At 56.1% G+C, this 26,644-nt stretch carries 17 protein-coding genes and 2 pseudogenes; 14 read left to right on the top strand and 5 right to left on the bottom strand.

The annotated features are described in order from the left end of the window. Nucleotides 1-44 precede the first annotated feature (44 nt). The 3 genes and pseudogenes from Poly51_RS06615 to Poly51_RS31725 all read right to left on the bottom strand — a co-directional run. Nucleotides 45-2,081 (bottom strand): hypothetical protein, encoded by a 2,037-nt coding sequence (locus Poly51_RS06615; protein ID WP_186775480.1) that lies wholly within the window; start codon nucleotides 2,079-2,081, stop codon nucleotides 45-47. Nucleotides 2,082-2,267: 186 nt separating this feature from the next. Beyond that, nucleotides 2,268-2,393, bottom strand: a pseudogene (locus Poly51_RS31730) (BatA domain-containing protein); the annotation flags it as partial. 187 nt (nucleotides 2,394-2,580) lie between these two features. Next, a pseudogene (locus Poly51_RS31725) lies at nucleotides 2,581-2,679 on the bottom strand (PEP-CTERM sorting domain-containing protein); the annotation flags it as partial. Between the two features lie 1,210 nt (nucleotides 2,680-3,889). On the opposite strand from Poly51_RS31725, the gene Poly51_RS06605 reads away from it, so the two are divergent. After that, nucleotides 3,890-4,786 carry a DNA cytosine methyltransferase gene (locus Poly51_RS06605; RefSeq protein ID WP_186775387.1) on the top strand — a complete coding sequence of 299 codons (897 nt, stop codon included), beginning with the start codon at nucleotides 3,890-3,892 and terminating at the stop codon, nucleotides 4,784-4,786. Between the two features lie 8 nt (nucleotides 4,787-4,794). Here the strand turns inward: Poly51_RS06605 and Poly51_RS06600 are convergent, their stop codons facing one another. After that, nucleotides 4,795-5,697, bottom strand: coding sequence for a DUF58 domain-containing protein (locus Poly51_RS06600; RefSeq protein ID WP_146455614.1), 903 nt, complete (start codon nucleotides 5,695-5,697; stop codon nucleotides 4,795-4,797). Nucleotides 5,698-5,839: 142 nt separating this feature from the next. Beyond that, complete coding sequence (locus tag Poly51_RS06595; protein ID WP_146457178.1) at nucleotides 5,840-6,832, bottom strand: AAA family ATPase; 993 nt, start codon at nucleotides 6,830-6,832, stop codon at nucleotides 5,840-5,842. A 103-nt stretch (nucleotides 6,833-6,935) separates the two neighbouring features. Between Poly51_RS06595 and Poly51_RS06590 the strand changes: the two genes are divergently transcribed. The 13 genes from Poly51_RS06590 (at nucleotide 6,936) to Poly51_RS06530 (ending at nucleotide 26,606) form a co-directional block, all read left to right on the top strand. Then, on the top strand, nucleotides 6,936-9,365 hold the full coding sequence (locus tag Poly51_RS06590; RefSeq protein ID WP_246114309.1) for a DUF4159 domain-containing protein: 2,430 nt from the start codon (nucleotides 6,936-6,938) through the stop codon (nucleotides 9,363-9,365). Nucleotides 9,366-9,501: 136 nt separating this feature from the next. After that, entirely contained in the window at nucleotides 9,502-9,666 is a 165-nt protein-coding gene (rpmG, locus tag Poly51_RS06585; RefSeq protein ID WP_146455612.1) for a 50S ribosomal protein L33, read from the top strand. A gap of 63 nt (nucleotides 9,667-9,729) precedes the next feature. Next, nucleotides 9,730-11,490: a single-stranded-DNA-specific exonuclease RecJ gene (gene recJ, locus Poly51_RS06580; RefSeq protein ID WP_146455610.1), complete on the top strand. Its 1,761-nt coding sequence runs from the start codon at nucleotides 9,730-9,732 to the stop codon at nucleotides 11,488-11,490. A gap of 91 nt (nucleotides 11,491-11,581) precedes the next feature. After that, nucleotides 11,582-13,183, top strand: a complete 1,602-nt coding sequence (locus tag Poly51_RS06575; RefSeq protein ID WP_146455608.1) for a sulfatase family protein — start codon at nucleotides 11,582-11,584, stop codon at nucleotides 13,181-13,183. Between the two features lie 52 nt (nucleotides 13,184-13,235). After that, a complete protein-coding gene (locus tag Poly51_RS06570) occupies nucleotides 13,236-14,654 on the top strand; it encodes an SLC13 family permease (protein ID WP_146455606.1) in 1,419 nt (472 codons plus the stop codon). A gap of 189 nt (nucleotides 14,655-14,843) precedes the next feature. Beyond that, nucleotides 14,844-16,376 (top strand): arylsulfatase, encoded by a 1,533-nt coding sequence (locus tag Poly51_RS06565; RefSeq protein WP_146455604.1) that lies wholly within the window; start codon nucleotides 14,844-14,846, stop codon nucleotides 16,374-16,376. A gap of 37 nt (nucleotides 16,377-16,413) precedes the next feature. Then, on the top strand, nucleotides 16,414-17,952 hold the full coding sequence (locus Poly51_RS06560; protein ID WP_146455603.1) for an alpha-L-fucosidase: 1,539 nt from the start codon (nucleotides 16,414-16,416) through the stop codon (nucleotides 17,950-17,952). Further along, nucleotides 17,949-19,460, top strand: coding sequence for a hypothetical protein (locus tag Poly51_RS06555; protein ID WP_146455602.1), 1,512 nt, complete (start codon nucleotides 17,949-17,951; stop codon nucleotides 19,458-19,460). Before Poly51_RS06560 ends, Poly51_RS06555 begins: the two co-directional genes overlap by 4 nt. A 21-nt stretch (nucleotides 19,461-19,481) precedes the next feature. Then, nucleotides 19,482-20,399 (top strand): alpha/beta hydrolase, encoded by a 918-nt coding sequence (locus Poly51_RS06550; protein ID WP_146455600.1) that lies wholly within the window; start codon nucleotides 19,482-19,484, stop codon nucleotides 20,397-20,399. A 185-nt stretch (nucleotides 20,400-20,584) separates the two neighbouring features. Then, nucleotides 20,585-22,096 (top strand): sulfatase family protein, encoded by a 1,512-nt coding sequence (locus Poly51_RS06545; protein ID WP_146455598.1) that lies wholly within the window; start codon nucleotides 20,585-20,587, stop codon nucleotides 22,094-22,096. After that, the gene (locus tag Poly51_RS06540; protein ID WP_246114308.1) at nucleotides 22,081-23,841 is read left to right on the top strand and encodes an arylsulfatase; all 1,761 of its coding nucleotides are present in this window, start codon (nucleotides 22,081-22,083) and stop codon (nucleotides 23,839-23,841) included. Before Poly51_RS06545 ends, Poly51_RS06540 begins: the two co-directional genes overlap by 16 nt. Before the next feature lie 89 nt (nucleotides 23,842-23,930). After that, nucleotides 23,931-25,478, top strand: a complete 1,548-nt coding sequence (locus Poly51_RS06535; RefSeq protein ID WP_222435804.1) for a sialate O-acetylesterase — start codon at nucleotides 23,931-23,933, stop codon at nucleotides 25,476-25,478. Between the two features lie 30 nt (nucleotides 25,479-25,508). After that, a complete protein-coding gene (locus Poly51_RS06530) occupies nucleotides 25,509-26,606 on the top strand; it encodes a ThuA domain-containing protein (RefSeq protein ID WP_146455596.1) in 1,098 nt (365 codons plus the stop codon). Nucleotides 26,607-26,644 lie beyond the last annotated feature (38 nt).

The following is a 26,644-nucleotide window of genomic DNA, read 5'->3' as shown; positions in this document are numbered from 1 at the left end:
CAGTTTGCATCGGCGGACGGTTGAAGGATCACGAAGCTGAATGATCAGGCAGCGCGGCGATAAAACCGATTCCCGAGAACCTGTTCCAGCAAAAAAATGATCAACGCCAACAGCATAGCGGGCGAATGCAACGATACTCGAGTGGCCGATTGGTTGTCCGATAATTCGATCTCCTCGCGCATCGTGGCCAAGGTATAGCCGTCAGGCCCAAATATCGAGTCCAGCAGTCCCTTGTCAGCTCGATCGGTCGTGATTGCCGCCGATCCCAGGTTGGCCGAGAACCCCAAACTTCCGCCCCTGCTAGCCTCGCCGCCGGCCCTGGAAAACCCGCCACCGCGCAGCCAATACGTACCGGCCGAGCGGACTTCGCCGACGGCAACCTGCGTCGCCGAAGCGCTGACTTCAAGCGGCACGGGCGATTCGCCATTGGGGGGGAAGAGTTGAAGGCGGGTTTGGTTCGCAGATTCCGCTGCGCCGGATGCGACTTGTGGCGATTCGGCGACCGGCAACTCGATGATGTGGGGTTGGCCCACCAGGGTCATCACCTGGTTGTCGCCCCGTCCCGTCAGAAACTCCACACTTTGGCGGATCAGCAGCCACGCCGGCCAAGGGTCTGTTCCGAACAAGTCGTTCCATTTGCGAGTCGCGTCAACGCGGGCCGGGATGGGCGTTGTCAGCGTCAAGACGCGACCGGCCGCCACGATCGCTGCATGATCGGTTCCCGCGTATTGCATCAACACCGAATCACCCGTCCCCGGTTCGATCTGCCAATACTGGTTGATGCGAAAGTCGTTCCAAGGCGTATCGGACGCGACTGCGGCGACGATTGGGTGCGATGTATCGATGGTTTGCAAAAAAGTCCCCGAGGCCGGCGATCGCCATCGGCGCACCAATCGCGGCGCGAACGGCGATTCAACAGATTCGTCGCCGGCTGCTGGGCCCAGCGCCACCAACACGCCGCCACCGCCGTCGACGTAATCGACAATGGAACGGTCACCCAGGACTGCGGGCGACGGATCGAGCAAGACGACGGCGTCGTAGTCCGCCAACCTCGCGACGCCCAAGTCCGTCGATCCGATGCGCTCGGTACGAAATTCGGAACTTGCATCGTCGGCGGTGTTCGACGTCGGCGCGAGCACCTGCGAGAAAATGTACGACTCGCGTTCGTCGTCGCTCACGATCAACACCGTCGACGGCGGCAACACCGACAACGAGAAATGACGCACGTCATCGATCGCCAATGCATCATCGCCGGTCAAGCGAACGCGGCCATGATGAGTCCCTAATGGAAGCGACGGAATCGTCATTAGCAACTCACTTGAACCACCGTCGGCAAGCCGGACGCTGGTTCGATCGACACTGCGCACATTCGGATAGACGACCTTTCCGTCGCGGACCACGGGAGTCGACGGGTCGGATTCGTACATTTCAAGCTCAACGATGACCGACGTGGCCGACGCATCGTCGTCGCTTTGATCGGTTCGCGAGCGAGTCAAGATCGTCGAGATCGGAATCGGTGTCCCCAGCGGTGGCGTTGCGTCGGCAAGCTTCGGAATCGATAACGATCGGTTGGTGCCGGTCATCGGGCCGAGATCAAACACGGCCAAGCCGATCGGCGATTCGGCACCCAGCGAATCGACGAGGCCGGCTTCGGCCATCGACTCGTCCCACGTCGATGTCGCTAAGTCCGTGATGACCAAGATTTGCCGGTTCTCGATGTCATTGGTGCGCAGCAACCGGGCCGCCGCGTCAATCCGCGCCGCCAATGATTGAACGACTTGCCTTGGTTCGACCCGTTCGATTTTCGAAATCGCACCGCTGGCATCCAGCGAGTACGCTGGTGGCGCGGCGGATCGATCCAGCACGGCGATGCGACTGGATCGCGGAATTTGAGAAATTCGCCACACCGCCAATTCTTGCATCCGGCGGATTCGATCGTCTTCGCCGTCTCGCCACGCCGATGTCGGTGAGTTGTCCATCACGATCGCAATCGCCACCGGTTCGTTCTCATCGATCGACACCGATGGCCCCGACGCAAGCGTGTAAGTCCCCCAGATTGCCGCCGCGACGATGGCAGCCACTGCGCCACTCAATAATCCGACCGACACGTTTCTCGATTGACCCTTCGCGATCGCCACCGAAGCCATCACCAGCATTGCCCCGCCCGCGGCGACGATCATTCCGATGGTAAGCCAGGTTAACGACAGCGATTGGTGAATGGCCGGTCGTGCCAGCGCTATTGCCATGGCAATGACGGCCAGGATACGCATCGCCAGCAACCACCAACGGCGCACCCGCATTCGGCTGCGGTTGGATTCGAAACGCTTGGTCAAGAATGTAATCGAGGGGAACACAACCTTGCGAGGCTCGCGGCGCGCGATCAAGTGCAGCACGATCGGAACGATCGCGGCAAGGGCGCCGAAGACAAGAGTGGCGTTGAGGAACGACAAAGCAGATTCGCACGGTTAAGAAAGCTGCGGGCCAGCCAAAGCAAGGCTCTACCGTCAGTCTAACCGAACTTCGCGATCCACCAATCAGGCGAGGCGAGGCGAGGCGATGCGAGTCGGGACGGGTCCGATGGCGGCGCCATGCAATGACCGCCGCACCGCCCATCAATAGTGCTAGCCCAGTCGTCGGCTCGGGCACCGCAACGACATTGAATTGGTAACGACCAAACATAGATGGGGCGCCGAGCCGGTTTGCTTCACGCGCAAAGAATTCGACGTCCAAACTTTCGACCGTATTGCCAGCCCCATAAACCAATTGGTGTACGGTGAATCCGCCGGTTGAGGTTGAAAACGCCCTGCCATCGCCACTGAAACTCAATCCTGCTTCACCATCCGCATGAAACGGATAGTCACCCGCATTGGTAAAACTGTCGCCGGCTTGAAGCAGCGCGTCGTCGGGCGCGGCGATCCGAAGGAACCAAAACTCGCGACCGATTCCTGCGTTCAGGTTCACATAGCCCGTCAAGCTGTTGTCGCCGTTGCGGCGTACTTCAAACGTACTTTCGAGATCCTCGAATAGTTTCGTCTCACCATTTGAAACAAATTCCTGTTGCTGCCCTCGAAATGCCAAGCCAGACATGGTGCCAATATCGGGAACCGAATCGAACGGGTTCGCAAAATACTCGGTGACCTCAAGCGAAATCGGATTCAGCGAAGAAATGCCGGCGTGCGTATTTGTGCCCTGTACTTTGACGCCCATCGCCGCCGATCCGCCACGAGCGATATCGCGAAGCTCGAATGTAACGTCACGCGTGAAGTTGACCGATGCATCGGTGGCGGTGTTGAGCGAAAACGTAGGAATGAAGGAATCCGTTGCAGCAACCGAGGCTTCAAAAACGTCCGCAGCTTGCACCATGCCATCGCCGCGATAGAGGCCTGTGCCGAAATCCCTGACTTCGGCGATGCCGGCCGACGGTTCGGCCGAGACCGTTCCTGTCACGCGAGCGGCGAAGATGCCATCAGGGTTGAGTCCCGATAAATCGAACTCAGCCAATACACCGCGGTATTCACTAGTGGCTTGCCCCGGCGTTCGGCGTTGAATGAGTTCGTTTCCTGGTTCAACGACACCATCGCCCGCCGTTGGTGTCGGGTTTGAGTCCAAGTCAATGTACACGCCTTGCTGGTCAAGCATGGTGACCACGACGGGACCCTGGCCGGGCAGATCCGAAACGGATGTGATCGCGACCAGTGATGATAATGCCCACGGTTCTAAATACGATCGAAGCATCTTGTACCCCACCGAAACGAAGTTCAGCGATAAGCTTTCGACAGCTTCGCTTTTTCACGGAGGCGGCAGTGTAACGGCGTCGGTTGTCGAAAGTCAAATCCTCTGTGTGTTCGTTCAACCTCGCGTGTTGCGAATTACTTTTTGTGAATTTTGGATGGCATTGATCGAGCTGTTTTGTGGCATCGGTGGCGCGGCGGAAGCGGCGCGGCAACTCGCGCGCGCGGACCTAGTCAGTGCCCGCGCGATTGACATCGATCGTGACTGTGGCGTCGTTTACCAGCACAACTTTGGATTGGCCGTTGATCACCAAACGATTGAGTCGATCGATTGGGGATCGCTTGTTGAAATCGGCGACGACGCTTGGTGGATGTCACCGCCATGCCAACCGTATTGTCGTCGCGGTCGCGGTGACCACGAAAACGACCGGCGCTGTGATGCGTTGTTGTCGTTGATTGCGTGGTTGGACAATCAGCCGACAACATTGCCACGGGCGATGGTGCTGGAAAACGTACCCCAGTTCGCGTCGTCGTCGCATCGCGATCGGCTTTGTTGTTCGTTGGAACGAAACGGGTTCCGTACCAGCGAAGTTGTTCTGTGTCCGACTCAGTTCGGCATTCCCAATCGGCGACGGCGGTATTACCTGATTGCGTCGCGAACGCATGAAGCGACGGTCGCCGCTCCGCACGACACAAGTCTTCGGTTCTCGGTTGCCGATGTTCTGGACTCGCCGCCACCGACCCAGTCGCCGTTGTGGCTTGCGATCGAGGTTGCGTCGAAGTACGCCGGCGCACTCGATATCGTCGACGCCGATGATCCATTGGCGATGACGGCGTGTTTCGCCAGCGGCTATGGAAAGTCGATCATTCGCAGCGGTTCGTACCTGCGTCACGACGGGCGACTGCGGCGTTTCTCGCCCGACGAAGTCGCGCGGCTGTTGGGCTACTCGGCCGAGTTTTCGTTTCCCCTTGAGATCGCCGATCGCAAGCGATGGAAGATGCTGGGCAACGGTCTATCGATTCCGGTCGCGAAAGCAGTCTTGGACGCGGTGTGACGTCACGATCACGACAATTGTTGACGTTGCAGCAAGTATTCGGTCAGCGCCTTGTCGAACGGCATGCCGGTGTCCAGCGGCACGTAGTCGACTCGCAATTTCTGGCACCCGATTCGGTAGGCTTCGCGAAACTCGTCGAGTTGTTTCAAGTAGTCTTCGCGAAAGCCGGTCGCATCGACTGAAACTGTTTCGCCCGTTTCGGCGTCTTCGAATTGAACCGGTCCGTCGTAGGGGAACTTCACTTCAGCTTCGTCCATGACGTGGAACACAATCACATCGTGGCCGCCGTGGCGAAGCCGCGCCAGTGACGAGATCACGTCATCGGGTGTTCCCGTCGTAGTATCGGATGGCAGTAAATCCGAAAATAGCATCACCAGCGAATGTTGTTTTAGCATCGCCGCCAGTTGAATCAGTGATGCCGGTAAATCGGTGCGGCCGGTCGGTTGCAGTTTTGTCAGCGCGGCCATGACGTCGCCGAGATGTCCACGGCGACTTCGCGCTGGCAACAGTGCTCGCATCGTTTCCGAAAACGAAATCAGACCGACCGGGTCTTGTTGCATCGTCATCAAGTACGTCAACGACGCGGCCAAGCACGTACAGTATTCGAACTTGGTCATCGAACCCGATTCGGTGAAGCCCATCGACTTGGATAAATCCATGACCAAAAATCCGGTCAAGTTCGTCTCGGCTTCGAAACGCTTGGTGTAGTACTTGTCGGTCTTGGCATACACCAACCAATCGATCATCCGCGGATCGTCGCCACGGTTGTAACGACGGTGCTCGCTGAACTGAACCGAAAACCCCTGAAACGGACTGCTGTGCAGCCCCTGCAAAAAACCACGAACAACCATCCGAGCGCGAAGATCGAGCCGCTGGATCGATTGCAACGATTCGGGTGAGAGGGAAGGCATGGGAATGGGTGACAGATTTCAGGCAACAGGTATCAGGAAGGGCAAAGCGGAAATGGTGAGACTGTTTCATTTGGGCGAACGAGGTTCGTCATGGGGCCCTTTCCCTGAGGCCTGTTACCTGGCACCTGTTATGTATTTCTCCCTATTTCCGCGTCATCTTTTCGGGTTCGGGCGGGCGGATGTCGTTGAGTAGTTTTTCGACGATGGCGTCGGTGTTCATGCCTTCGGCTTGGGCTTGAAAGTTGGTTGCCATGCGGTGACGCAGCACCGGTATCGCAATGCGGCGGATGTCGTCGGGGTCGATGCTGAATCGGCCGTCCATCGCGGCAAGCGCTTTCGCACCGGCGATCAAGTTCTGGCCCGCACGTGGACCCGCGCCCCAGTCGACCAATTCGCGAATGTACTTTGGCGCCGTTTCATCGGCCGGCCGCGTCGCCCGAACCAATTGCGCCGCATAGCGGATCACCAACGGGTTGACCGCGATGCTGGCCACCAACTTTTGGATGTTCAGAATCGCGCGTGCCGATAAGACTTTGTTGACCGAGGGTGTTTCGCCGCGAGTCGTCGCCGTCAGAATCTGTTCCTCTTCGGCCGCCGATGGATAACCGACTTTGATGTTGAACATGAATCGGTCAAGCTGGGCTTCGGGCAACGGGTAGGTGCCTTCCTGCTCGATCGGGTTCTGCGTCGCGATGGTAAAGAACGGTGGCGGCAGGTCATAGGTTTCGCGGCCGATCGACACTTGTCGTTCTTGCATCGCTTCTAGTAGTGCCGCTTGCGTCTTTGGCGGCGTGCGGTTGATCTCGTCGGCCAACAGGATGTTTGTGAAGATGGGGCCTTCGACGAACCGGAACGATCGACGGCCTTGTTCGTCTTCTTCAAGAACTTGCGTGCCCGTGATGTCCGAAGGCATCAGGTCCGGGGTAAACTGAATTCGCTTGAACTGAACGTCCAAAATATTGGCAAGGGTACTGACCATCAACGTTTTGGCCAGTCCCGGCACACCCTCGAGCAGCACGTGGCCGCGAGTGAAGATGGCGGCAAGCAACTGTTCGATCACATCGGATTGGCCCACAATGACTTTGGCCAACTCGGCCCGCATCGTTTTTTGGTGATCGGCGAATTCGCGAAGCACGTCACCAAGATTGCGTGCCGGCGCCGCGGGTTCGCCCGATGCAGAGCCAGTTGACGCAGGACCAGAAGATGCAGGACCGGGGGGAGGTGGAGGAGAACCGCTCATGATGATTAACAAACATTCCTTTGCTCAGACGGATCGGCCAAAACTGGCAGCGATGAAGTTTAACGTCTTTCCTCGCTTTGCGGCGGCGTTGTTCGTGATGTTCGCGATCTTCGTGGCGGATACCATCCCCGTTCGTGGCGATGTCGATGCGGCTGCGGTCCAACGGGCAATCGATCGCGGAGTTGCCTATCTTCGCAAAACTCAAACCGAACGAGGCGGGTGGGACGAGTTCAGCGGGTACTCGTGCGGCCAAACGGCGCTATGTACGTTGGCGATGTTGAATTGCGGCGTCGAGAAAGATGACCCGTCAATCGCGCGGGCGATGAAGTATCTGCGTTCGTTTGAGCCCGTCGAAACGTATTCGGTATCGCTGCAGACGTTGGTCTACTGTCATTTGGGTGCTGCCGGCGATTTGCCCCGCATTCGTCGCAATGTCCAGTGGTTGGTGGACCAGCAATTTCGCGAAGGCTCGCGACCGGAAGCGATAGGGGCATGGAACTATGGCAAGAGCCGCGGTGGCTCGACCGATCCGTCGAATTCACAGTTCGCGATCCTGGCGCTCGGCGCTGCCGAAGAACGTGGTATTCAAGTCGAACCCGTTGCATTCGAGTTGGCGCTGAAATACTGGATCGGCCGTCAAAGAAACGGCGGCGCGTGGTCATACGGGTCGCGAGACGCATCGGGCAGCATGACGTGCGCGGGCATTTCGTCGATCATCATCGCGCGTGGCAGGCTGGGTGGTGGAACGTCGTCGATTGCCGGAAACGTGATCCAGTGTTGTGGCGGTCAATCCGAAAATGTGGATCCGGTCGAAGCCGGTCTGGAGTGGCTGGGGCGTAACTTCACGACTCAGGTCAATCCGGGCGGCAACCTGATGACGTTCTATTACTACATGTACGCGCTCGAGCGGGTCGGCCGATTGTCGGGACGCCGTTTCATCGGCGATCACGATTGGTACCGCGAGGGCGCCCAGCGATTGATCGAGCTACAGGACGGTTTTTTGGGGTACTGGAAAAACAGTGGCCCGTTGGAACCCGAAGCGGTTGCGACTTCGTTTGCGCTGTTGTTTTTGAGCAAAGGGAAACGGCAGGTCGTCGTCGGTCGACTTCGCTATCCACGAAATGCCCGCGGTGATTCGGCAACATCGACGCATTGGAAACAGCATCCCGACGGCATGCGGCAACTGGTGCGACACGTCGAAAGCGATTGGGGGCGCGATCTGACTTGGCAGACGATCGACAGCGAAAAAGCTGGGCTGGCCGACTTGCTGCAGACGCCGGTGTTGGTGATCAGCGGCAATCAACCGCTTGTCCTTGCCGATCAAACGAGCGAAAACCTGCGCGAGTACATCGACCAGGGCGGCACAATTCTGTTCGAAGCCGATACCGGCGCCGGTTGCCCCGACGCCAGCGGTTTCCAACGCAGCGTCGTCCAACTGTGCAGCCAATGGTTCGACGGCGCGGCGCTGGATCGCTTGCCGCCCGAACATCCGGTCTGGTTTGCCGAAAAGAAAGTGGACGCAACGGCGCTGGGGCCGGACTTTTGGATGTACGGTGTGCAAGCGTGCTGTCGCACCAGTGTTTTCTATTCGCCGACCAGTTTGTCGTGTCGGTGGGAACTCGGCGACGCAATCTTTCGTCGATCCAAAATCGCCAACGGTCCAAAATCGCAAATCGAAACGGCGATCGGTATCGGCGAAAATGTGATCGCCTACGCGACGGGACGCGAATTGAAAGACAAGTTGCAGCAAAGTTTTGTGATCGATGGAGCGTCGGCCATCGATGCTCGCCGCTCAACCATTTCGATCGCGACGCTGGGTCTCGACGCGGGTGGCCAAGAAGCTCGTCGGGCGGTTCCCAATGCCGCGGCGTTGGTCCAGTCTCGGGTGCCGCTGGCGATTGCACCGGTCGTCGATCCGGTCGGTTTCGATGCCGACACGCTGGCCGACGTCCAGTTTCTTTGGGTTCACGGTCGCACGGACTTTTCGCTTTCGGACGCGCATCGGAATGTGCTTCGTCAATTCGTTCAACGCGACGGCATCATCCTGGGCTCGGCGGTTTGCGGCGGCGAAGCATTTACCGAAGCGTTTCGGCGGGAAGTCGCGTTGATGTTCCCCGATTCACCGCTGCGTCCGATTCCCGAGGGGCATCCGCTGCTGACGGCCAGCGGCGGATACGACATTTCTAGCGTGATGATTCGGACTCCGGCCGTGGGCGGACGAGGCTCGCGGAACCAGGGGGTTGGGAAGCGGGCCGGCCGGCCGCTGATCGAGGTTGCGGTAGTGGACAATGTCGCGGGCGTATTTTTCTCGCCGCTGGACCTCAGTTGTGCCCTGGAAAGCCCTAATTCTGTGCAATGTCCGGGCTATAGCACCGAAGACGCGGCCAAAATCGTCGCAAATATGATGCTGTTTGGCCTGCAACAGTGATTTCGGCAGACATTCAGGTGGGTGAGACGATTCAGGTTTGGTTTGACCCTTGCCTAAATGGCCTGGTCCCTGCCATAATCCCGGGCCACGAAAACAACAACTTTCCCATAGTACTGTCCACCCGAAGACTCGATCGATGTCCAAGAGCAAGAAGAAAGCGGAAACCGTCTTCCTCGTTTGCGAAGAAACCGGCGATTACAACTACTCACTGCGGCGCAAGCCTGGTGGTGAAAAGCTGCGTCTTTTGAAGTACAGCTCGCGACTTCGCAAACGTACCTGGCACAACGAAAAGAAGAAGTAGTTCGCCCTCGCGAACTTCGGCCACACCAGCGACGACCCACCGACCATCGATTCGGAGTCACGGATGCAGCGAAAATGGCGGATAATCCCTCACGACTCTGCGCGCATCGAAATGCTGATGCGAGAGGCTCGGGTGCCCGCCGTTGTTGCTCAAGTGTTGGTCAGCCGCGGCGTTTATACCGCCGATGGCGCGTCGCAATTTCTTGAAACGAAACTGATGGGGCTCCGCGAGCCCCTGCTATTGCCCGGCGTGCCGAGAGCCACCGAGATTCTGGTCGCCGCGCTCCGCGAAAAATTGCCAATTGTTGTTTACGGCGATTACGACTGTGACGGCATGACCGGCACCGCGATTTTGGTCAATGGTTTTCGTTTGCTTGGCGGCGAAGTCTCGTACCACGTTCCCAACCGACTCGAAGACGGTTACGGGTTGAACGAAGACGCGATTCGCAAGCTGGCCGCACGCGGTAAGAAAGTCATCGTTTCGGTCGACTGTGGCATCACCTCCGTGTCGCACGCCAAACTTTGTAAAGAACTTGGCGTCACCCTGATCATTACCGACCACCACACCATCGGTGCCGAGTTGCCCGATGCCGCCGCGATCGTCCATCCGCGTTTGCCCGGCACGTCCTATCCGTTCGGCGAACTTTGTGGCGCAGGTGTGGCATTCAAGTTGGCGTGGGCGATCTGCCAAGAGATGTGCGGGTCAAAGAAAGTCACCGAGCCGCTGCGTCGGTATCTGATGCAATCGTTGGCACTGGCCGGCATTGGTACGGTCGCCGATGTGGTGCCGTTGCTGGACGAGAACCGCATCCTGGTCGAGCACGGTTTGAAGATGCTCAAGGCCGAGCCGCTTCCCGGCCTGTTGGAACTGATGAAGATTTTAAAACTCGACGAAGCGACAACGCTGGATACCGAATCGATCGGATTCGCGATTGCACCGCGGCTGAACGCGGCCGGCCGCTTGGGTCAGGCCCAATTGGCGGTCGAACTGCTGACGACGCCTGCGGGTGATCGAGCACGTGCCCTGGCCGACTACATCAACGAACTCAACGGCAGCCGCGACACCCTTCAGCGCAGCGTTTACCTAGCCGCACAAAAACAAGCCAAAGCGGATTTCGATATCGAAGGCGACGCGGCGCTCGTGCTTGCTGGCGTCGGTTGGCACCAGGGTGTGATCGGTGTGGTCGCCGGACGTTTGGCCGAAAAATACGCCAAACCCGTGCTCGTCATCTCGCTGGATTCAGCGGGCAAAGTCGACGCGGTCGGATCCGGACGAGTCGGAGGGACGAACATCGACTTGTACGAAGCCTTATCCGAATGCAGCGAGCGACTGGTTCGCTTCGGCGGTCACAAGGCGGCGGCCGGTTTAACGATTGACGAACGGCAACTCGATGCGTTCCGCGGCGATTTTTGTGAAGCGGTGGCCAAACAGTGGGCGGACAACGAAGTCGTGCCCGAGATCGTGATCGACGCCGAAGCACCACTTGGCCAATTGAATCTCGAAACGTTGAAACAGATCGAAATGCTGGCCCCGTTCGGTGCGGGCAACCCGCGTCCGATTCTGTGCTGCCGCAATGTCGAATTGGATGCGCCGGCCTCGTTGATGGGCAAGACGAAGGCGCACTTGACCGTGAATCTTCGGCAAGGAAGCAAGGTGATCCGAGGCGTCGCGTTTGGAAACGCCGATTGGTGCGACGAACTGAACGCCGTAGACGGTCCCATCGAGATTGCCTATCGCCCGGTTATCAACGAATTTCGCGGCTTTCGCAAAGTCGAAATTCACCTGGTCGATTGGCGCCCGGTCACCAAGATGGCCGCGGTTTAACGTCTGACGTCGCGCGGCCGCACTTTGCGTTGCCCGTCGTAGTAGGATAGGGATCTTGCTTCCGCATCCGAAATAGCGACGACAGGCCACTATGAAAACTCAGACAATTTCGACAGGTACGCTCTTTCGATTTTTCGCGTCGTATGGGTCGACACTCAGCCGAACGATCTTCTTGCTTGCTGTGGCGATTTCGATCGAAATCACGACGTTGTCTTTCAGTGCAGTCGCGGGCGACGTCACGTCGCCGAACATTCTGATCATCTATGCCGACGATCTCGGGTTCGGTGATTTGGGATGCTATAGCGATAAGTCGAAGATTCCGACGCCGAACCTAGATCGGCTTGCTTCCGAAGGCATTCGTTTTACCGATGGCCACTCGTCATCGGGAATTTGTACGCCAAGCCGATACGCACTTTTGACGGGGCGTCACCATTGGCGTGACTTTCACGGCATCGTCAACGCGTTTGGCGGTTCGGTTTTTAAACCCGAGCGATTGACGTTGCCGGAAATGTTGAAGTCCAAGGGCTATCACACTTCGGCGATCGGCAAATGGCACTTGGGCTGGGACTGGGACGCCATTCGAATCCCCGGTGCGAAGAAGTTCGGAAGTGGTCGGGCGTCTGGTTGGGGATTCGACGCGTTCGATTGGTCGAAAACAATTCCCGACGGACCTCTGGCCCACGGCTTTGACCAATACTTTGGTGATACGGTCATCAACTTCCCGCCGTACTGTTGGATCGAAGACGATCACGTCGTCCGCGCACCCGACACCAACATGGATACGTCAAAATGGAAACCTATCAAAGAAGGCAATTGGGAATGCCGACCCGGTCCGATGACTTCCGATTGGGATCCCTACCAGAACATTCCGACGACAACGAAGCGTGGCGTTGAATTCATCAAAGCCCAGACCGATAAAGATGGTCCGTTCTTTCTGTACTTTGCGTTTCCATCGCCACATGCGCCGATCATCCCGAACGACGAATTCGATGGCCGATCCAAGGCCGGACCCTATGGCGACTTCGTCGTCGAGACCGATGACGCGTGCGGTCAATTGCTACGTGCTCTCGAAGAAAGTGGACAAGCTGAGAATACATTGGTCGTTTTTACTGCCGATAACGGCCCGGAAAAGTATGCCTATGCCCGCGACGAAAAGTACGACCATTGGTCGGCCGAACCTTTGCGAGGTTTGAAACGAGACATCTACGAAGGCGGTCATCATGTTCCCTTCATGGTCCGATGGCCGGGCCAAGCGGCCGCGGGTCGAGTTTGCGAATCGCTGGTCAGCCAAATCGACTTGATGGCCACCGTTGCAAGCGTCGTCGGATTCGAACTGCCCGACGATGCGGCCGAAGATTCGCACGATCTGGTTCCGCTGATCCGAGGGGACGTCGATGCGGTTCGGGGCACTCACATTCACAATACGCATGCGAAACAGTATGCCATTCGGCACGGTGATTGGCTGTTGATCGATCACAAGACGGGTTACGTGTCGTCGCGAGACGCTGGTTGGGAGAAACGCCACGGCTATGCCGCCGACAACGATGGGCCGGTCGAGCTCTACAACTTGAAATCCGATCTCGGGCAGCGTCACAATCTTGCTGTCGATGAACCAGGAGTTGTCGCCGAGCTGCAAGCGATGCTGAAAAAAGTTCAAGATCAAGGGCATTCGGCGCCTCGGTTGGAACGTTGATCTCACTTCTGTTTCTGTCGAACCACTGCACCTGTTTTCTCGCCGGTAACCGATGACCCCACTGCGTAGCGTCGCCGTCTTCGTCGGAATTGGGTTGGCGATCGTCGTCGCCGTTGTTTGCGAACGAGTCTTTGGGCTCTCGTCGGCTGCGTCGGTAACCGCCGGTGTGACGATACTTTGTGGCGTGTGGTGGTGTACCGAGGCGGTGCCGATTCCGGTGACGTCGCTGGTTCCTTTCGTTGTCTTTCCGTTTGCCGGCGTGTTGGATCATGGCCAGCTTGCATCGGCGTATGGTGACAAATTCGTCCTGCTATTCTTGGCTGGGTTTATGATCTCAAGGGCTGCGGAAAGCTCGCAAACTCACCTGCGAGTCTCCCATGGAATGATGAAGTTGTTGGGGACCCGTTCGCAGCGACGTATCGTGATCGGGTTTATGCTAGCGCCGGCGCTGTGCAGCATGTGGATATCCAACACCGCTACCGCGTTGATCATGCTGCCGGTCGCGCTGGCGGTGTTGCAAGAACAGAACGATCCAAAGCTCAACGTTCCACTGCTGCTTGCAGTCGCCTATGGATCAAGCGTTGGTGGCATCGCAACGATCATCGGCACGCCGCCCAATGGCGTCTTCGTGTCGATCTACGAACAACAAACCGCTCGCACGGTCGATTTTTTCTCATGGTTGCGAATCGGGTTACCCGTCGCGGCAATGATGCTTGTGGCAACCGGCGTTTGGTTGACTCGCGGGTTGGGAGTTCCGGCGAAGCCGATCGCACAGAACTTGGGGCCATGGAAACCGTACCAGCGGCGAGTGCTTTCCATCATCGCGATCACGGCATTGTTGTGGGTCACTCGCAGCGCACCGTGGGGCGGTTGGTCCCAGTGGTGTGGGGTGCCGATGGCTCACGATGCGACCGTTGGGTTGGCGGCTGTTGTTCTCATGTTTCTTGTGCCCAGTGGCGAACGCGACGAAAAAGGTCAGGCGAAGTGTTTGCTGGACTGGGAAACCGCGCGGGATATTCCTTGGGGAATCCTGATCCTGTTCGGTGGAGGACTGGCGATTGCTCGGGCAGCCGAGGTGTCGGGGTTGTCGGAGACCATCGGCAATCAGTTGGCATTGCTGAAAGATTTTCATCCCGTGCTGTTGATCGCAGCGGTTTGTCTTGCCGTCACATTCTTGACCGAGGTCACTTCCAACACCGCGACGACGACATTGTTGATGCCGATCCTGGGTGCCGCCGCGGTGGGCGCTGGGTATGACGCGTCGATGTTGATGGTGCCCGCCGCGCTGTCGGCCAGTTGCGCATTCATGTTGCCCGTTGCAACGCCACCCAACGCAATCGTTTTTGGCAGCGAACGAATCACGGTTCGCGAAATGGCGCAGGCCGGCTTTGTTCTCAACGTGATCGGGGTGATCGTCATCACGTTGGTATGTTACTGCCTGCTTGATTTCGAGTCCGGCATCGGGCATTAGCCCGCTTCCTGCGTCGTCCGGCGGAATCGCATGGCGTGAATCGTTACCACAGCGTCGCTAATTGCGATGGAATCACCGCTTTTCTTGGGTTCAAATATGGGACATCCGGTTTGCTAAGATGGATGAGAGTCTTTTCGTGCGCTGACCGACGCAGCGTCCCGCCCGCAACCTCAACCGGTTACTTGATCCATGAATAAGTTTCTCTCTGCGTTCTCGTTGCTCATCGTCGCAGCGAGTGTTGCGATTGCGGACACTCCGCCCGCCAAGCCGAATATCATCATCGTGATGCCCGACGACTTGGCCTACGGAGACTATGGCTGTCTCGGCAATCCTATCTTGAAGACGCCATCGGTCGATGCGTTCATGAAGGAAAGCTTGCTGTTCACGCAGTTCCACGTCAGCCCCACGTGTTCCCCGTGTCGCGCGGCATTGATGAGTGGTCGCCACGAATTTAAGAATGGTGTGACGCACACGATTCTAGAACGTGAGCGAATGAGTTTGGCCACGATCACGATGCCGCAAATGCTGAAGACCGCGGGTTATACGACCGGCATCTTCGGCAAGTGGCATTTGGGTGATGAAGAAGCCTATCGGCCCGAGAGTCGCGGCTTCGATGAAGTGTACATTCACGGTGCTGGTGGTATCGGGCAAACGTTTCCCGGTTCGTGCGGCGACGCACCCGGAAACACCAACATCAATCCGACGTTGTGGCATAACGGTACGTTCGTAAAAACCGAAGGCTATTGCACCGACTTGTTTTTCGAGCAGTCGATCAAGTGGATCGATGCGAAACGCCAGGGTGACCAACCGTTCTTTGCTTACGTCTCGCTCAATGCCGCCCACGGACCCCATGTCGTGCCCGATGAGTATTGCGCCAACTACGCGGGCAAGCCGAACATCAGTGATGATCTGGCAAAGTATCTCGGGATGGTCGAGAACATCGACACAAACTTTGGCAAGCTGTTGGCGAAACTGAAGCATTGGAACATCGAAGACAACACATTGGTGATTTACATCGGCACCGACAACGGTGGCGGGATTAGTCGACGGATTTTTAATTCGGGGTTGAACGGTGGTAAGAATTCGGTGACGCAAGGCGGGACCTTGTCGCCGACGTTCTTCCGCTGGCCCGCTGGTGGAATTCCTGCAGGCGAAAAGTGTGACGCTCTTAGCGCGCACCTAGACCTTTACACCACGTTGGCCGAAATCGTTGGAGCAACATTGACGCCTGCGATGCAAGAGCAAGCCGAAGGTCGCAGTCTGGTTCCGCTATTGAAAAACCCAAGCGCCCAATGGACCGACCGGACGTTAGTGCATCACACCGGACGCTGGAAAAAGGGAACGGTAGCGGAATCGAAGTACAGCAAAGCAGCGATCCAAAATTCGCGTTTTTCGTTGGTTGAAAACACGGCGCTTTATGACTTAAAAGCCGATCCCGGTGAGACAAAAAACGTAATCGACCAACATCCTGAAATCGTGACCCAACTGCGTGCCGCATACGACGCGTGGTGGAACGACATTCAACCGTTGATGGTGAATGAAGACGTCATGCCGGTAAAAATCAATCCTTTTCAAGAACTGTATTTCAAACAGTTCGGTGGCAGTCCATCGGAGAAAGACCTAGCGAAGATGAGTGGACAGCCTCAGCCGAATTCCAGTGAAAAGCCAAGCCGCGCCGCTCAACGAAGAAAAGCTAGAGAGCAGGCGAAAGCTCAGCAATAACGGTTGCCATCCACTGAACTCTACGAGATCTTGCTTCATGTATTTTTTAAGACCGCTTTCTCTTGTTTGCGTTTTGTTGTCATTGTTGATCGCCGCGTCTTCCTGGGCGCAAGATTCGGCGAGTGCGAAGTATGACGGCAGTTGGGAATCGCTTCAAAAGATGCCGGTGCCGGCTTGGTTCGACGATGGAAAAATCGGCATCTTCATCCACTGGGGACCGTACAGCGTCATCGGTTATAAGAAGGGGAATCGTGGCTATGCCGAACACGTGCCGAAACTGTTGTACGCTGAACCGGATCACTATTATCCGTACATGCAAAAGCGCTGGGGATCGACTCCACCGCAGTTCGGTTACAAGGACATCATCCCGGAGTTCAAAGCCGAAAATTGGGATCCCGATGCCTGGGCGGACTTGTTCGCCGACGTGGGGGCCAAGTATGTCGTGCTGACCGCCGAGCACCACGACGGTTGGGCCAATTGGGATTCGGATCTCACCCCATGGAACGCGGCCGACAAAGGCCCCAAGCGGGATCTCGTGGGCGACTTGGGCACGGCGGTGCGAAAACGTGGACTGAAGTACGCTCCGTCGTATCATCGTGAACGTCATACCGGTTTCTTTGCCAACGATTTGTATGTCGTTCACAGCGAACCGCGGTCCGATGTTGCCGAAGAGATTCGTCGCGTTCCCGAAGCCGCTTCACTGTACGGCCCATTCCGTCTCGACAAGGCCTTTGTCGACGACTACGTCGCCCGTTGGAAAGAGATTCAAACCAAGTACCAGCCCGATTTTTTGTGGATCGACGATGTGCCGATCTTCACGCGTGATGGCAATGACACGCGGAAGAGTCCCCAAGTTTTCAAGCCAGAGGTGCGGTACTTTTACGATCAATGCCGGTCAATGATTACCGACTTCATGAACGATGCCGCTGCGCGTGGTCAAGACGTTTATTTGAACAACAAGGGTGGTAACCGAAATTGGCCCGAGGGTGTCGGATGCTTAGAAAAAGACAATTTGAAACTGAAAGTGATCGGTCCCAAATGGGAAAGCTGCACGACGTTCGGCAGTTCCTTCGGTTACTTGGAAGGTGACGGATACAAGTCGGTCGAAAGGGTGATTCACGAAATGGTTGAAGTGATTAGCCGCAACGGAAACTTTCTGATCAATATCGGCCCGAAAGCCGACGGCACGCTGGTTCCCGAACAGGTCGAGCGACTGCGTGCGATGGGTGATTGGTTGAAAATCAACGGCGATGCGATCTACGGTACCCGCTATTGGAAAGAGAGCGAGCAGAAGGACGAGCAGCTCGCGTTCACTACCAGGGACAAGAGCCTGTACGCGATCAAGCTAGCCAAACCCGCCGGGCGATTCACCGTTAGTGGTGCCGCCGGATGGAACGCCAAACAGGTGCATTCGGTTCGCTTGCTAGGTTCCGAATCATCCGTGCTCTGGTCGATGACGTCGTCTGGTTTACAGATCACGCCACCCGCGGATCTAGGCACCACCGAACATGCTTGGGTATTCGAAATCGTGACCGACCAAGAACAGCATCATCCCAACCCCACATTGATTCAATGAACCAATACTTCCTTAGCTCGATCGTCGCCGTTTCGTTGTGCAGCCTCGTCTCGACTGCGAACGCCCAAAACGCTTGGACGGTGGATAGCCAGTCCGATTGGGTCGACGGAATGGCGAGCCAGTCTGACGTGAAAATTCAGGACGGAATGGCGGTGCCGACCGGGCAAACGGCAGCTTTGCAAAGCAAGCTCAACTCCTTTGACGAGAAACGATCGGCAAAGTCGATCACGGTGACTCAGTCTGCTGTTTGGCAAAACTGGGAACAAGCCGATGACCTTGGTCCAACCAACCTGGGCGATGCTCCGGTGATGTTGAGTCTTGGGCCGGATAACTACTGGATGTTTGGTCGCTATGGAAATGGACGCAAACGAGGCGATACGTCCAAGCAACCTCCCTTCGTGCCCGAATCGGCAACGCTCGAAGGCTTTGACGTTCCGTTGAAAACGACACGATTCCCGAATCAGTTCGATGCACCGGGCGGACTGCAGCCAAGGTTAGGTGGTTACCACGCGTGGCAAAGTAAAGACATGGTCAACTGGGTGCATCACGGCGCGATCACGGAAAAGAAATCCGCATGGATGACGACGGCCGAGTACGCCAACGGTAAAGCGTATTTTTACTACGACTTTCCCAATGACCAGGATCCCCACGTCTATGTCGATGCCGATATGTTCGATGGTGTTCCCGGTGAAAACAAAGGAATGGCCTACGACGATCCAACGCACGGTTCCGACTGCGCGATCATTCGTGACCTGGACGGAAAGTTCCACTTGATCGTGGAAGACTGGAGTCCGATCAATGCACAACGTCATGCATGGGATTCGCCTCTTGCGGCGCACGCGGTCAGTCCCGATGGCATTCAAGACTTCAAACTGCTTGCCCCACCGGTGGATGAACGCACGAAACCGACCGGCGAGACGGGGACTTACAAGCATCCGCATTGGTTGAAGGAAAACCCAGAACGATTTAAGACCAACATTGCTGAGTATCAGATCCACGAACCCGAGCAAAATGCTTACGGTGATTGGGCGGCGATTTCGATCGGTGGCCAGTACTACCTGTTCTGTGACTATGATCCGGCCGACAGCAAGTCGATGAGCGTCGGTTGGTTCACATCTTCAAGCATCACCGAACCGTTCACATGGTGCGGCAATGTCGGAAAAGGGCACCCCGATCCCGACGTCATGTTTGCGGAAGGTAAGTTCTATTTGGCGACGCAACAGCCCATGGACTTTGTCAGCCCCGGGCCTTGGGTCGAAGACGTCCAGGTTCGCGTCGGCGTCGATACCGACAACGATCACACGATCGATCAGTGGAGCGATTGGTCCGCAGTGAAAGAAAGCTACGACTACATTCCCGGTTTCGCAAAACAAATTGCGAGGACACCCGCAACGTTGGACTTGTCGCAGTTGCCAGATGGATATGGGTTTCAGTTCGAGATCAAGATCAAGGACACAACCGAGAATCTATCGAAACCGATTCTGGACAAAATCGAAATCAAGTTCTAAACAATTAAACGGAACAGTTTCATGAACGAAGCCATCAAGACGATTGCTGTAGCGATTCTGCTTGGCCTGTTTTTGCCCGGGGAAGCGTCGGCTGTTGAGATCACACCGACCCGAACAGTGACTTACAAGAAGATCAAAGATGTCGCACTGAAACTGCACGTTTTCGATCCCGTGAATCACAAAGCAGACGCGAAGGTTCCCGCGATCGTGTTTTTCTTTGGCGGTGGTTGGAATGGCGGAACGGCGTCTCAGTTTTACGAACAGGCCGACTTTTTTGCCAAGCGAGGGCTCGTCGCAATCTCTGCCGATTACCGTGTCAAAAGTCGAAACGGAACGACTCCCTTTCAGGCGGTTGAGGATGCAAAATCGGCGATTCGCTGGCTTCGACAACATGCGGCCGAACTGGGAATTGATCCGAATCGGATTGTCGCCTCGGGAGGTTCCGCGGGCGGCCATATTGCAGCTTGTACGGGCGTGATCGTAGGTCTTGACGGCGATGGGGAAGACGTTTCCATTAGCTCGGTTCCCAACGCGATGATCCTGTTCAATCCCGTTCTCGATACGACGGAAAATGGATATGGGTCGGCCCGATTTGATGAACAACGAAAGACCGACCTATCGCCGTGCCATCACATCCGACCTGGCATCGTGGCAACGTTGTTACTGCATGGAACGAAAGACACCACGGTTCCGTTTGAGAATGCAGAACGATTCGCCGGGTTGATGACCGAGGCTGGCAATCGGTGTGACTTGAAACCCTTTGAAGGCCAAGGGCATGGTTTTTTCAATGGAGCCTTCTTTCGCCCGAAGACAAAGGACACAACTCCGTACAACCAATGCATGAAGGACAGCGTGGCGTTTCTGGTTTCGCTAGGCTACCTGGAAAGTGTGGCGTCGGCGGAGCACTACGACGAATCGGCCCAGCCAGCGATCCGATAAGATCATTCTTGAACCAGCACGAAATGGTTTGGGATCGGATTTTCGGTCGCTGAAATGTTCGCGAACAAGACGACACGTTTACCGGGACACGCGTTTACTACAGGGTTTGACCATCGATGATCGCAAGCATGACTAACAGCCTGTTGAAAAAGGGGGCTGACCCTCTCCGGCGTTTCGAATTCACAATGTTTCAGCAACGTTTCCAAAGGGTCAGACCCCGTTTTCAACAGGCTGCTAAGCGGCACCTATCAAGCTCGATCGCGATCGGTCTCGCCCTTCTGGTTTGTGGGTTCGCCGAGGCTGACAAACCCAACATTGTGGTCGTGCTGTGTGATGATCTCGGGTATGGCGATGTCCAGTGCCTGAACCCCGAACGAGGAAAAATTCCGACGCCTTGCATCGATGCACTCGCGAAGGATGGAATGACGTTCACCGACGCTCATTCCGGTTCATCCGTTTGTACGCCGACGCGTTACGGTTTGTTGACCGGGCGTTATAGCTGGCGATCGAAGTTGCAAAAGGGTGTGGTGCAGGGTTTTGAGCCTTGTTTGATCGCCGAGGGGCGTCCAACCGTGGCGGGGTTTTTGAAGTCCCATGGCTATCACGCAGGGATCGTTGGGAAATGGCACCTCAATTTTCAATACACGGATTCCGTAACGGGTGCATCGCTGAAACGAAGCAAGACAAACACTCTAGCGGGTGTCGGCAGCAAGATCCCGGATGGCCCGAACAGCCGAGGATTCGATTACTTCCACGGTTTCCATCACGCTCGCGACATGAAAGCAGTGATCGAAGATAATGAAGTGATCGCTCACGATGACGAAATCAACATGTTGCCGCGTCTGACTCGCAAAGCGGTCGAATTCATCGACGAGCGAGCCACGACGGCTGTCGATCAACCGTTCTTTCTGTATGTGCCGTTGGGTTCACCCCACTCGCCGATTGTCCCGTCAAAACAGTGGCAAGGAAAAAGCGGGATCAACGCTTACGCAGATTTCGTCATGCAAACCGATGCGGGCTTTGGCGAGATCGTTTCGGCGATCGATCGGAACGGTCTTCGAGACAATACGTTGGTGATTTTCAGCAGCGACAATGGTTGTTCGAAGGTCGCCAACTTCAAACAACTGCAAGACCACGGACATTTTCCGAGTGCACATTTACGTGGTTCGAAGGCGGATATCTGGGATGGCGGACATCGAATTCCATTCATTGTGCGTTGGCCTGGCCAGGTTGCTTCGGGATCGACTAGCGACCAGACGATTTGCTTGACGGATCTGTTCGCGACATGCGCTGAACTGTTGGGCGAATCGCTTCCCGAAGGATCGGCCGAGGATAGCGTCAGCTTCGTTCCGGCACTCAAGGGCAACCCGATTGTTTCGACGCGCGTCGGTGTTGTTCATCATTCGTTCAGCGGTCACTTTGCGTACCGATTGGGCCAATGGAAACTTTGCCTAGCGAAGGCGTCGGGAGGTTGGAGCAAGCCAACGGAAAAAGACGCGGCGAAGGACAGTCCTGTGGCACAGCTCTACGACTTGGACGCTGACCCTGGTGAAACAAACAACCTTTACACATCAAAGCCCGAAGTCGCCGAAAGGCTGCTCAAGCAACTTGAAGCCGACGTATCGCGAGGTCGTAGCACGGCCGGAGGCGACGGCATGAACGATCTGGACGAAATCAACTTATGGAAAACTCGCTGACCAGCCTCCGGATTCGAATGTCGATAATCGGCTTCTTGTTGGGATTGTTGCCACTTTTTCACGCGACCGCGGAACAGCCGCAGCGTCCCAACGTCGTATTGATCATGACGGACGATCAGGGCTACGGTGACTTGGCCTGTCATGGCAATCCGATCGTCAAGACTCCGCATCTCGACCGGTTGTTCGCCGAGTCGGTTCGAATGACGGACTTTCATGTCAGTCCCTTTTGCACACCGACACGTGCGGCGCTGATGACGGGGCGATATCCCGGTCGCACCGGTGCTTATCGGACCAGCAGTGGTCGCACGATGATGCATACGGACGAGCGGACCATTGCCAATGTTTTCGCAGACGCTGGTTACGTTACCGGTATGGTTGGCAAATGGCACCTGGGTGACAACTCGCCCCATCGCCCACAGGATCGCGGCTTTCAAAACGTCGTTTGGCATCGGTGTGGCGGCGTTGGCCAGGCTTCTGATTTTTGGGGTAACGACTACTTCGACGATACTTATGAACGAAACGGTGCGTTTGAAAAGTTCGAAGGCTACTGCACCAACGTCTGGTTTCGGGAATCGATTCGCTTCATCGAAGAAAATCAGACCAAGCCGTTCTTTCTGTACCTTGCGACCAACGCTCCCCACGGTCCCTACATCGTCGATCCAAAATGGAGCCGCCCGTACGGCGAGGTTGCCACGTGGGGCAGCGGTGCGAACTTTTACGGGATGATCACAAACTTCGATCACAACCTATCTCTACTTCGAAAAAGGCTGGCCGATCTGAATTTGGCGGACAATACGATCTTGGTTTACATGACCGACAACGGCACTGCGAACGGAGGGCAATTCAAAGGATTGGACTCAGAACCAAGTCGAGGATTCAACGCGGGCATGCGAGGGAAAAAGTCTTCGGTTTACGAAGGCGGGCATCGGGTTCCGTTTTTTGTTCATTGGCCGGTCGGTGGTCTCGTGGGTGGCTTTGACGTTGATGCATTGGCCGGGCACATCGACGTGCTGCCGACACTAGCCGAATTGTGCGGAGTCGATGTTCCGCCCACGCACAATCCCGATGGCATTTCGTTTGCCAGTCAATTGACAGACAGCCAGGCCAAGCCACATCGGGATCACTTGATTGTTCAATTCCAAGGTGGAGCCTACTTTCGCGAATCGCCTCAACCGTGGAATGACACCTGCGTGTTGGAGAAAAACTGGCGACTGATCAACCAGGACGAGCTCTACGATATGAAGGCTGATCCGGCACAGCAGCACAACGTCGCGGCGCAACATCCCGAAATCGTATCGCGGTTGATGAAGCACTACTCGCCCTTTTGGGACGCTGTCTCGCCACGCATGACGCCCGTTCGGATCGATGTCGGCAATCCCGTAGAAAACCCAACCGTTCTTTGTTCGCAAGACTGGTATATGCCATCGGGCAACCCTCCGTGGAACTTCGGTTCGATTCGAAAGCTGCCCAAAACAACAGGGCCTTGGAAGATCGACGTCAAGACGGCGGGACGCTACCGATTGACTCTGCGTCAATTGCCCAAGGAAGCGGGTGCAGAAATCAAAGCGGTGCGTGCGACCCTTGTGATCGCTGGCCGTGAGTTAACAAAAGAAGTGGTCGAGGGCAGTACGGAAGTCATCTTCGATATCGATCTGCCGGCTGGCCCGACCGATCTTGTGACGTACCTCTACGACGAGAACGATCGTGCGGGTGGAGCCTACTTCACCGAAGTGCTCGCATTGTGAACAAGTGCCGGGCGGAGGTCGGAAACGCCTTGATCGTTTGTCAACGTGTCGAAGTCATCAACATCAATCGCTTACACCCGAAAACTATCATGCGAACCAGCCAAGCCAGCCGTCGACCGGTTCGGTGTTTTCGTTTCGCCGTGCTGTTTGCTGTTGCGATGTCGCAACCGGCGTATGGCGAACTGCAACTCGGTTCGCTCTTCACCGATCATGCGGTACTGCAACGCGATATGCCGGTTCCCGTTTGGGGGAAAGCAGATCCGGGTGCTACGGTGACCGTTGCTTTTGCCGGACAGTCCAAGTCGGGTTTGGTTGACGGCGATGGCAAATGGCGTGTCGACTTGGATCCACTGAAAGCGAATGTTGATTCCCGTGACATGACGGTTTCTAGCACAAAGCACAGTGATGAGATCGTGATCGCAGATCTGCTGGTGGGTGAAGTCTGGATCTGTTCGGGGCAGTCCAACATGCAGATGGGGACTCAGGCGGTGAAGGAGATTGCCGCCTTGGTGCCAGAAGCAAAAAAGATTCGCGGCTTTCAAGTCAATCGAACGGTTTCGTTTACAGAACAAGAGAGCTGTGAAGGCAACTGGGAAGTCGGCCCGCCCAATAGTGCGGTGGCATTCGCATTTGCTCATTTTTTGCAACAGTCCGATGATGTGCCGGTTGGCATCATTCTTTCTTGTTGGGGTAGTTCATCCATCGAGGCTTGGATGCCGCGTGGCATGACCGAATCGGTTCCGCACTTCAAAACGGTGATGCAGGAGTTTGATGCAGACGACGAGACCAAGCAAAAGATTCAAAGCATCTTGGCGGGTACCAAGCCCTGGAGCAATCAAGACGATGTGTTTCTGCGTCGCCAGCCCAATATTCTTTACAACGCGATGATGAAACCGTTAGTTCCATTCGCTTGCCGAGGGCTGGTTTGGTACCAAGGCGAACGCAACACTCAGTCGATGTTTGGGATGGTGGATTCGCCATGGTTTTCACGCAATTCGGGCATGTTGATCTATGGCGACGTTCTCAAGCAGTGGGTCACCCGATATCGAAAGGAATGGAATCGCGACGACTTGCATGTTCTTGTGGTGATGATGCCCGGGTTTGGTGTGGCACTCGATTCAGGCCCGTCAAAGGATCCCGAGAACCCCATCGCACACTCGTGGGCATGGATGCGAGAATCGCAATTGAAAGTACGAGAGCTCCCCGGTACTGGTGTGTCGAATAGCATCGACCTGGGAGAAACGAAAAACGTTCATCCGAAGGACAAGCTTCCCATCGGAAAGCGGTTGGCGCTGCTGGCCGCGCGTGACACGCTCGGGCAAGCAGTCGAAGCCGATGGCCCGGTGGTAAGCCAGGTGGTGACCGCACCTGGTCGCATCACGGTCCACTTCGAACATGCCGATGGGCTAACGACTTCGGACGGCAAGCCACCCACGGGATTCTGGTTGGCCGACGATTCCAAGAATTGGTTTGCTGCGAGCGCAGCAATTGAGGGAGAGGCTGTGGTGCTAAGCAATGATGGGCTGAGCCACCCTTTGTATGTCCGCTACGCATTCTCGGGAAAGCCGAGTGTCAACTTGGTCAACGCATCAGGGCTGCCGGCATATCCTTTCCGCACTGATACCTTTCAACCTTAACTGCTAACACGATCAAAAAGTTGATTGAATATGAACAACAATTCACAAGAACGAAATGTGAAATTTGCGTTTGCTTTATTCGCTTCACTGCTGGGCTTTGCGAATGTCGGCGCGGCCGAGTCGCTGGTTTATGAAGGTGCCGAGGGTTTCGGGCACGGCAAGCACATCGTTTTTCTGGCGGGTGATCATGAATATCGCTCGGAAGAGTCGCTTCCTGCGTTAGCCAGGATCCTTGCCAAACGCCATGGGTTTAAGTGCACGGTGCTATTCAATATCGATCCGAAAAGCGGAGAAATCGTAGCAGGCACGCCATCGAACATTCCAGGAATGGAGGCGCTCGAGACAGCCGATTTGGCGGTTGTCTTTTTGCGTTTCCAAGATCTGCCCGAAGAACAGATGAAACACTTTGATGACTATTTGAAACGAGGCGGGCCGGTGGTCGGTATGCGGACTTCGACCCACGGATTTAAGATTCCCAAAGATCGACCGTATGCGAAGTATTCCTTCGATGCGAAGGGGCCGGACTATGAGTTTGGTTTCGGTCATCAAGTGCTGGGGCAAACCTGGGTCGGCCATTACGGCAAGAATCACCAACAAAGCACTCGCATCACCATCATCGAAGCGATGGCAAACCATCCGATATTACACGGCGTTGATGACGTGTGGGTTCAAGCGGGTGGCTATGTCGGCAAACCGACGGACGGCGATATCCTGACGATAGCTCAACCGCTTGATGGAATGACTCCCGATTCGCCCGCTTCCACGACACAGTCGCCGATGCCATCGGAATGGACTCGCACCTACAGGTCCGAGTCGGGGCAAGTGGGGCGAGTCTTTACTTCGTTGTATGGGACTCCGGAAGACCTGACCAACGAAGGCTATCGCCGGTTGATGGTCAATGGGATCGTCTGGGCGATCGGACTGGAAGACGCCATCACGTCGGACTTGAACATTGCATTCGTCGGACCGTTCAAACCCAACACTTTCGGCAATCAAACCCATGCTCGTGGCATCAAACCGGAAGCCTATGCGGGCTATGAAAGCCCGATCCCGGCGCACAACAACATTTCGCCCCCCAAAGCCAAAAAGCCGCGGGCGCCGAAGAAAGTGAAAGCGGAGTCACCGTAGTCTGGCAACTCGAACGGTGCCTGTGACTCTAAAATGCG

The organism is Rubripirellula tenax, from assembly GCF_007860125.1.
Taxonomy (GTDB): domain Bacteria; phylum Planctomycetota; class Planctomycetia; order Pirellulales; family Pirellulaceae; genus Rubripirellula; species Rubripirellula tenax.
This window is presented reverse-complemented; position numbering and strand designations above follow the sequence as displayed.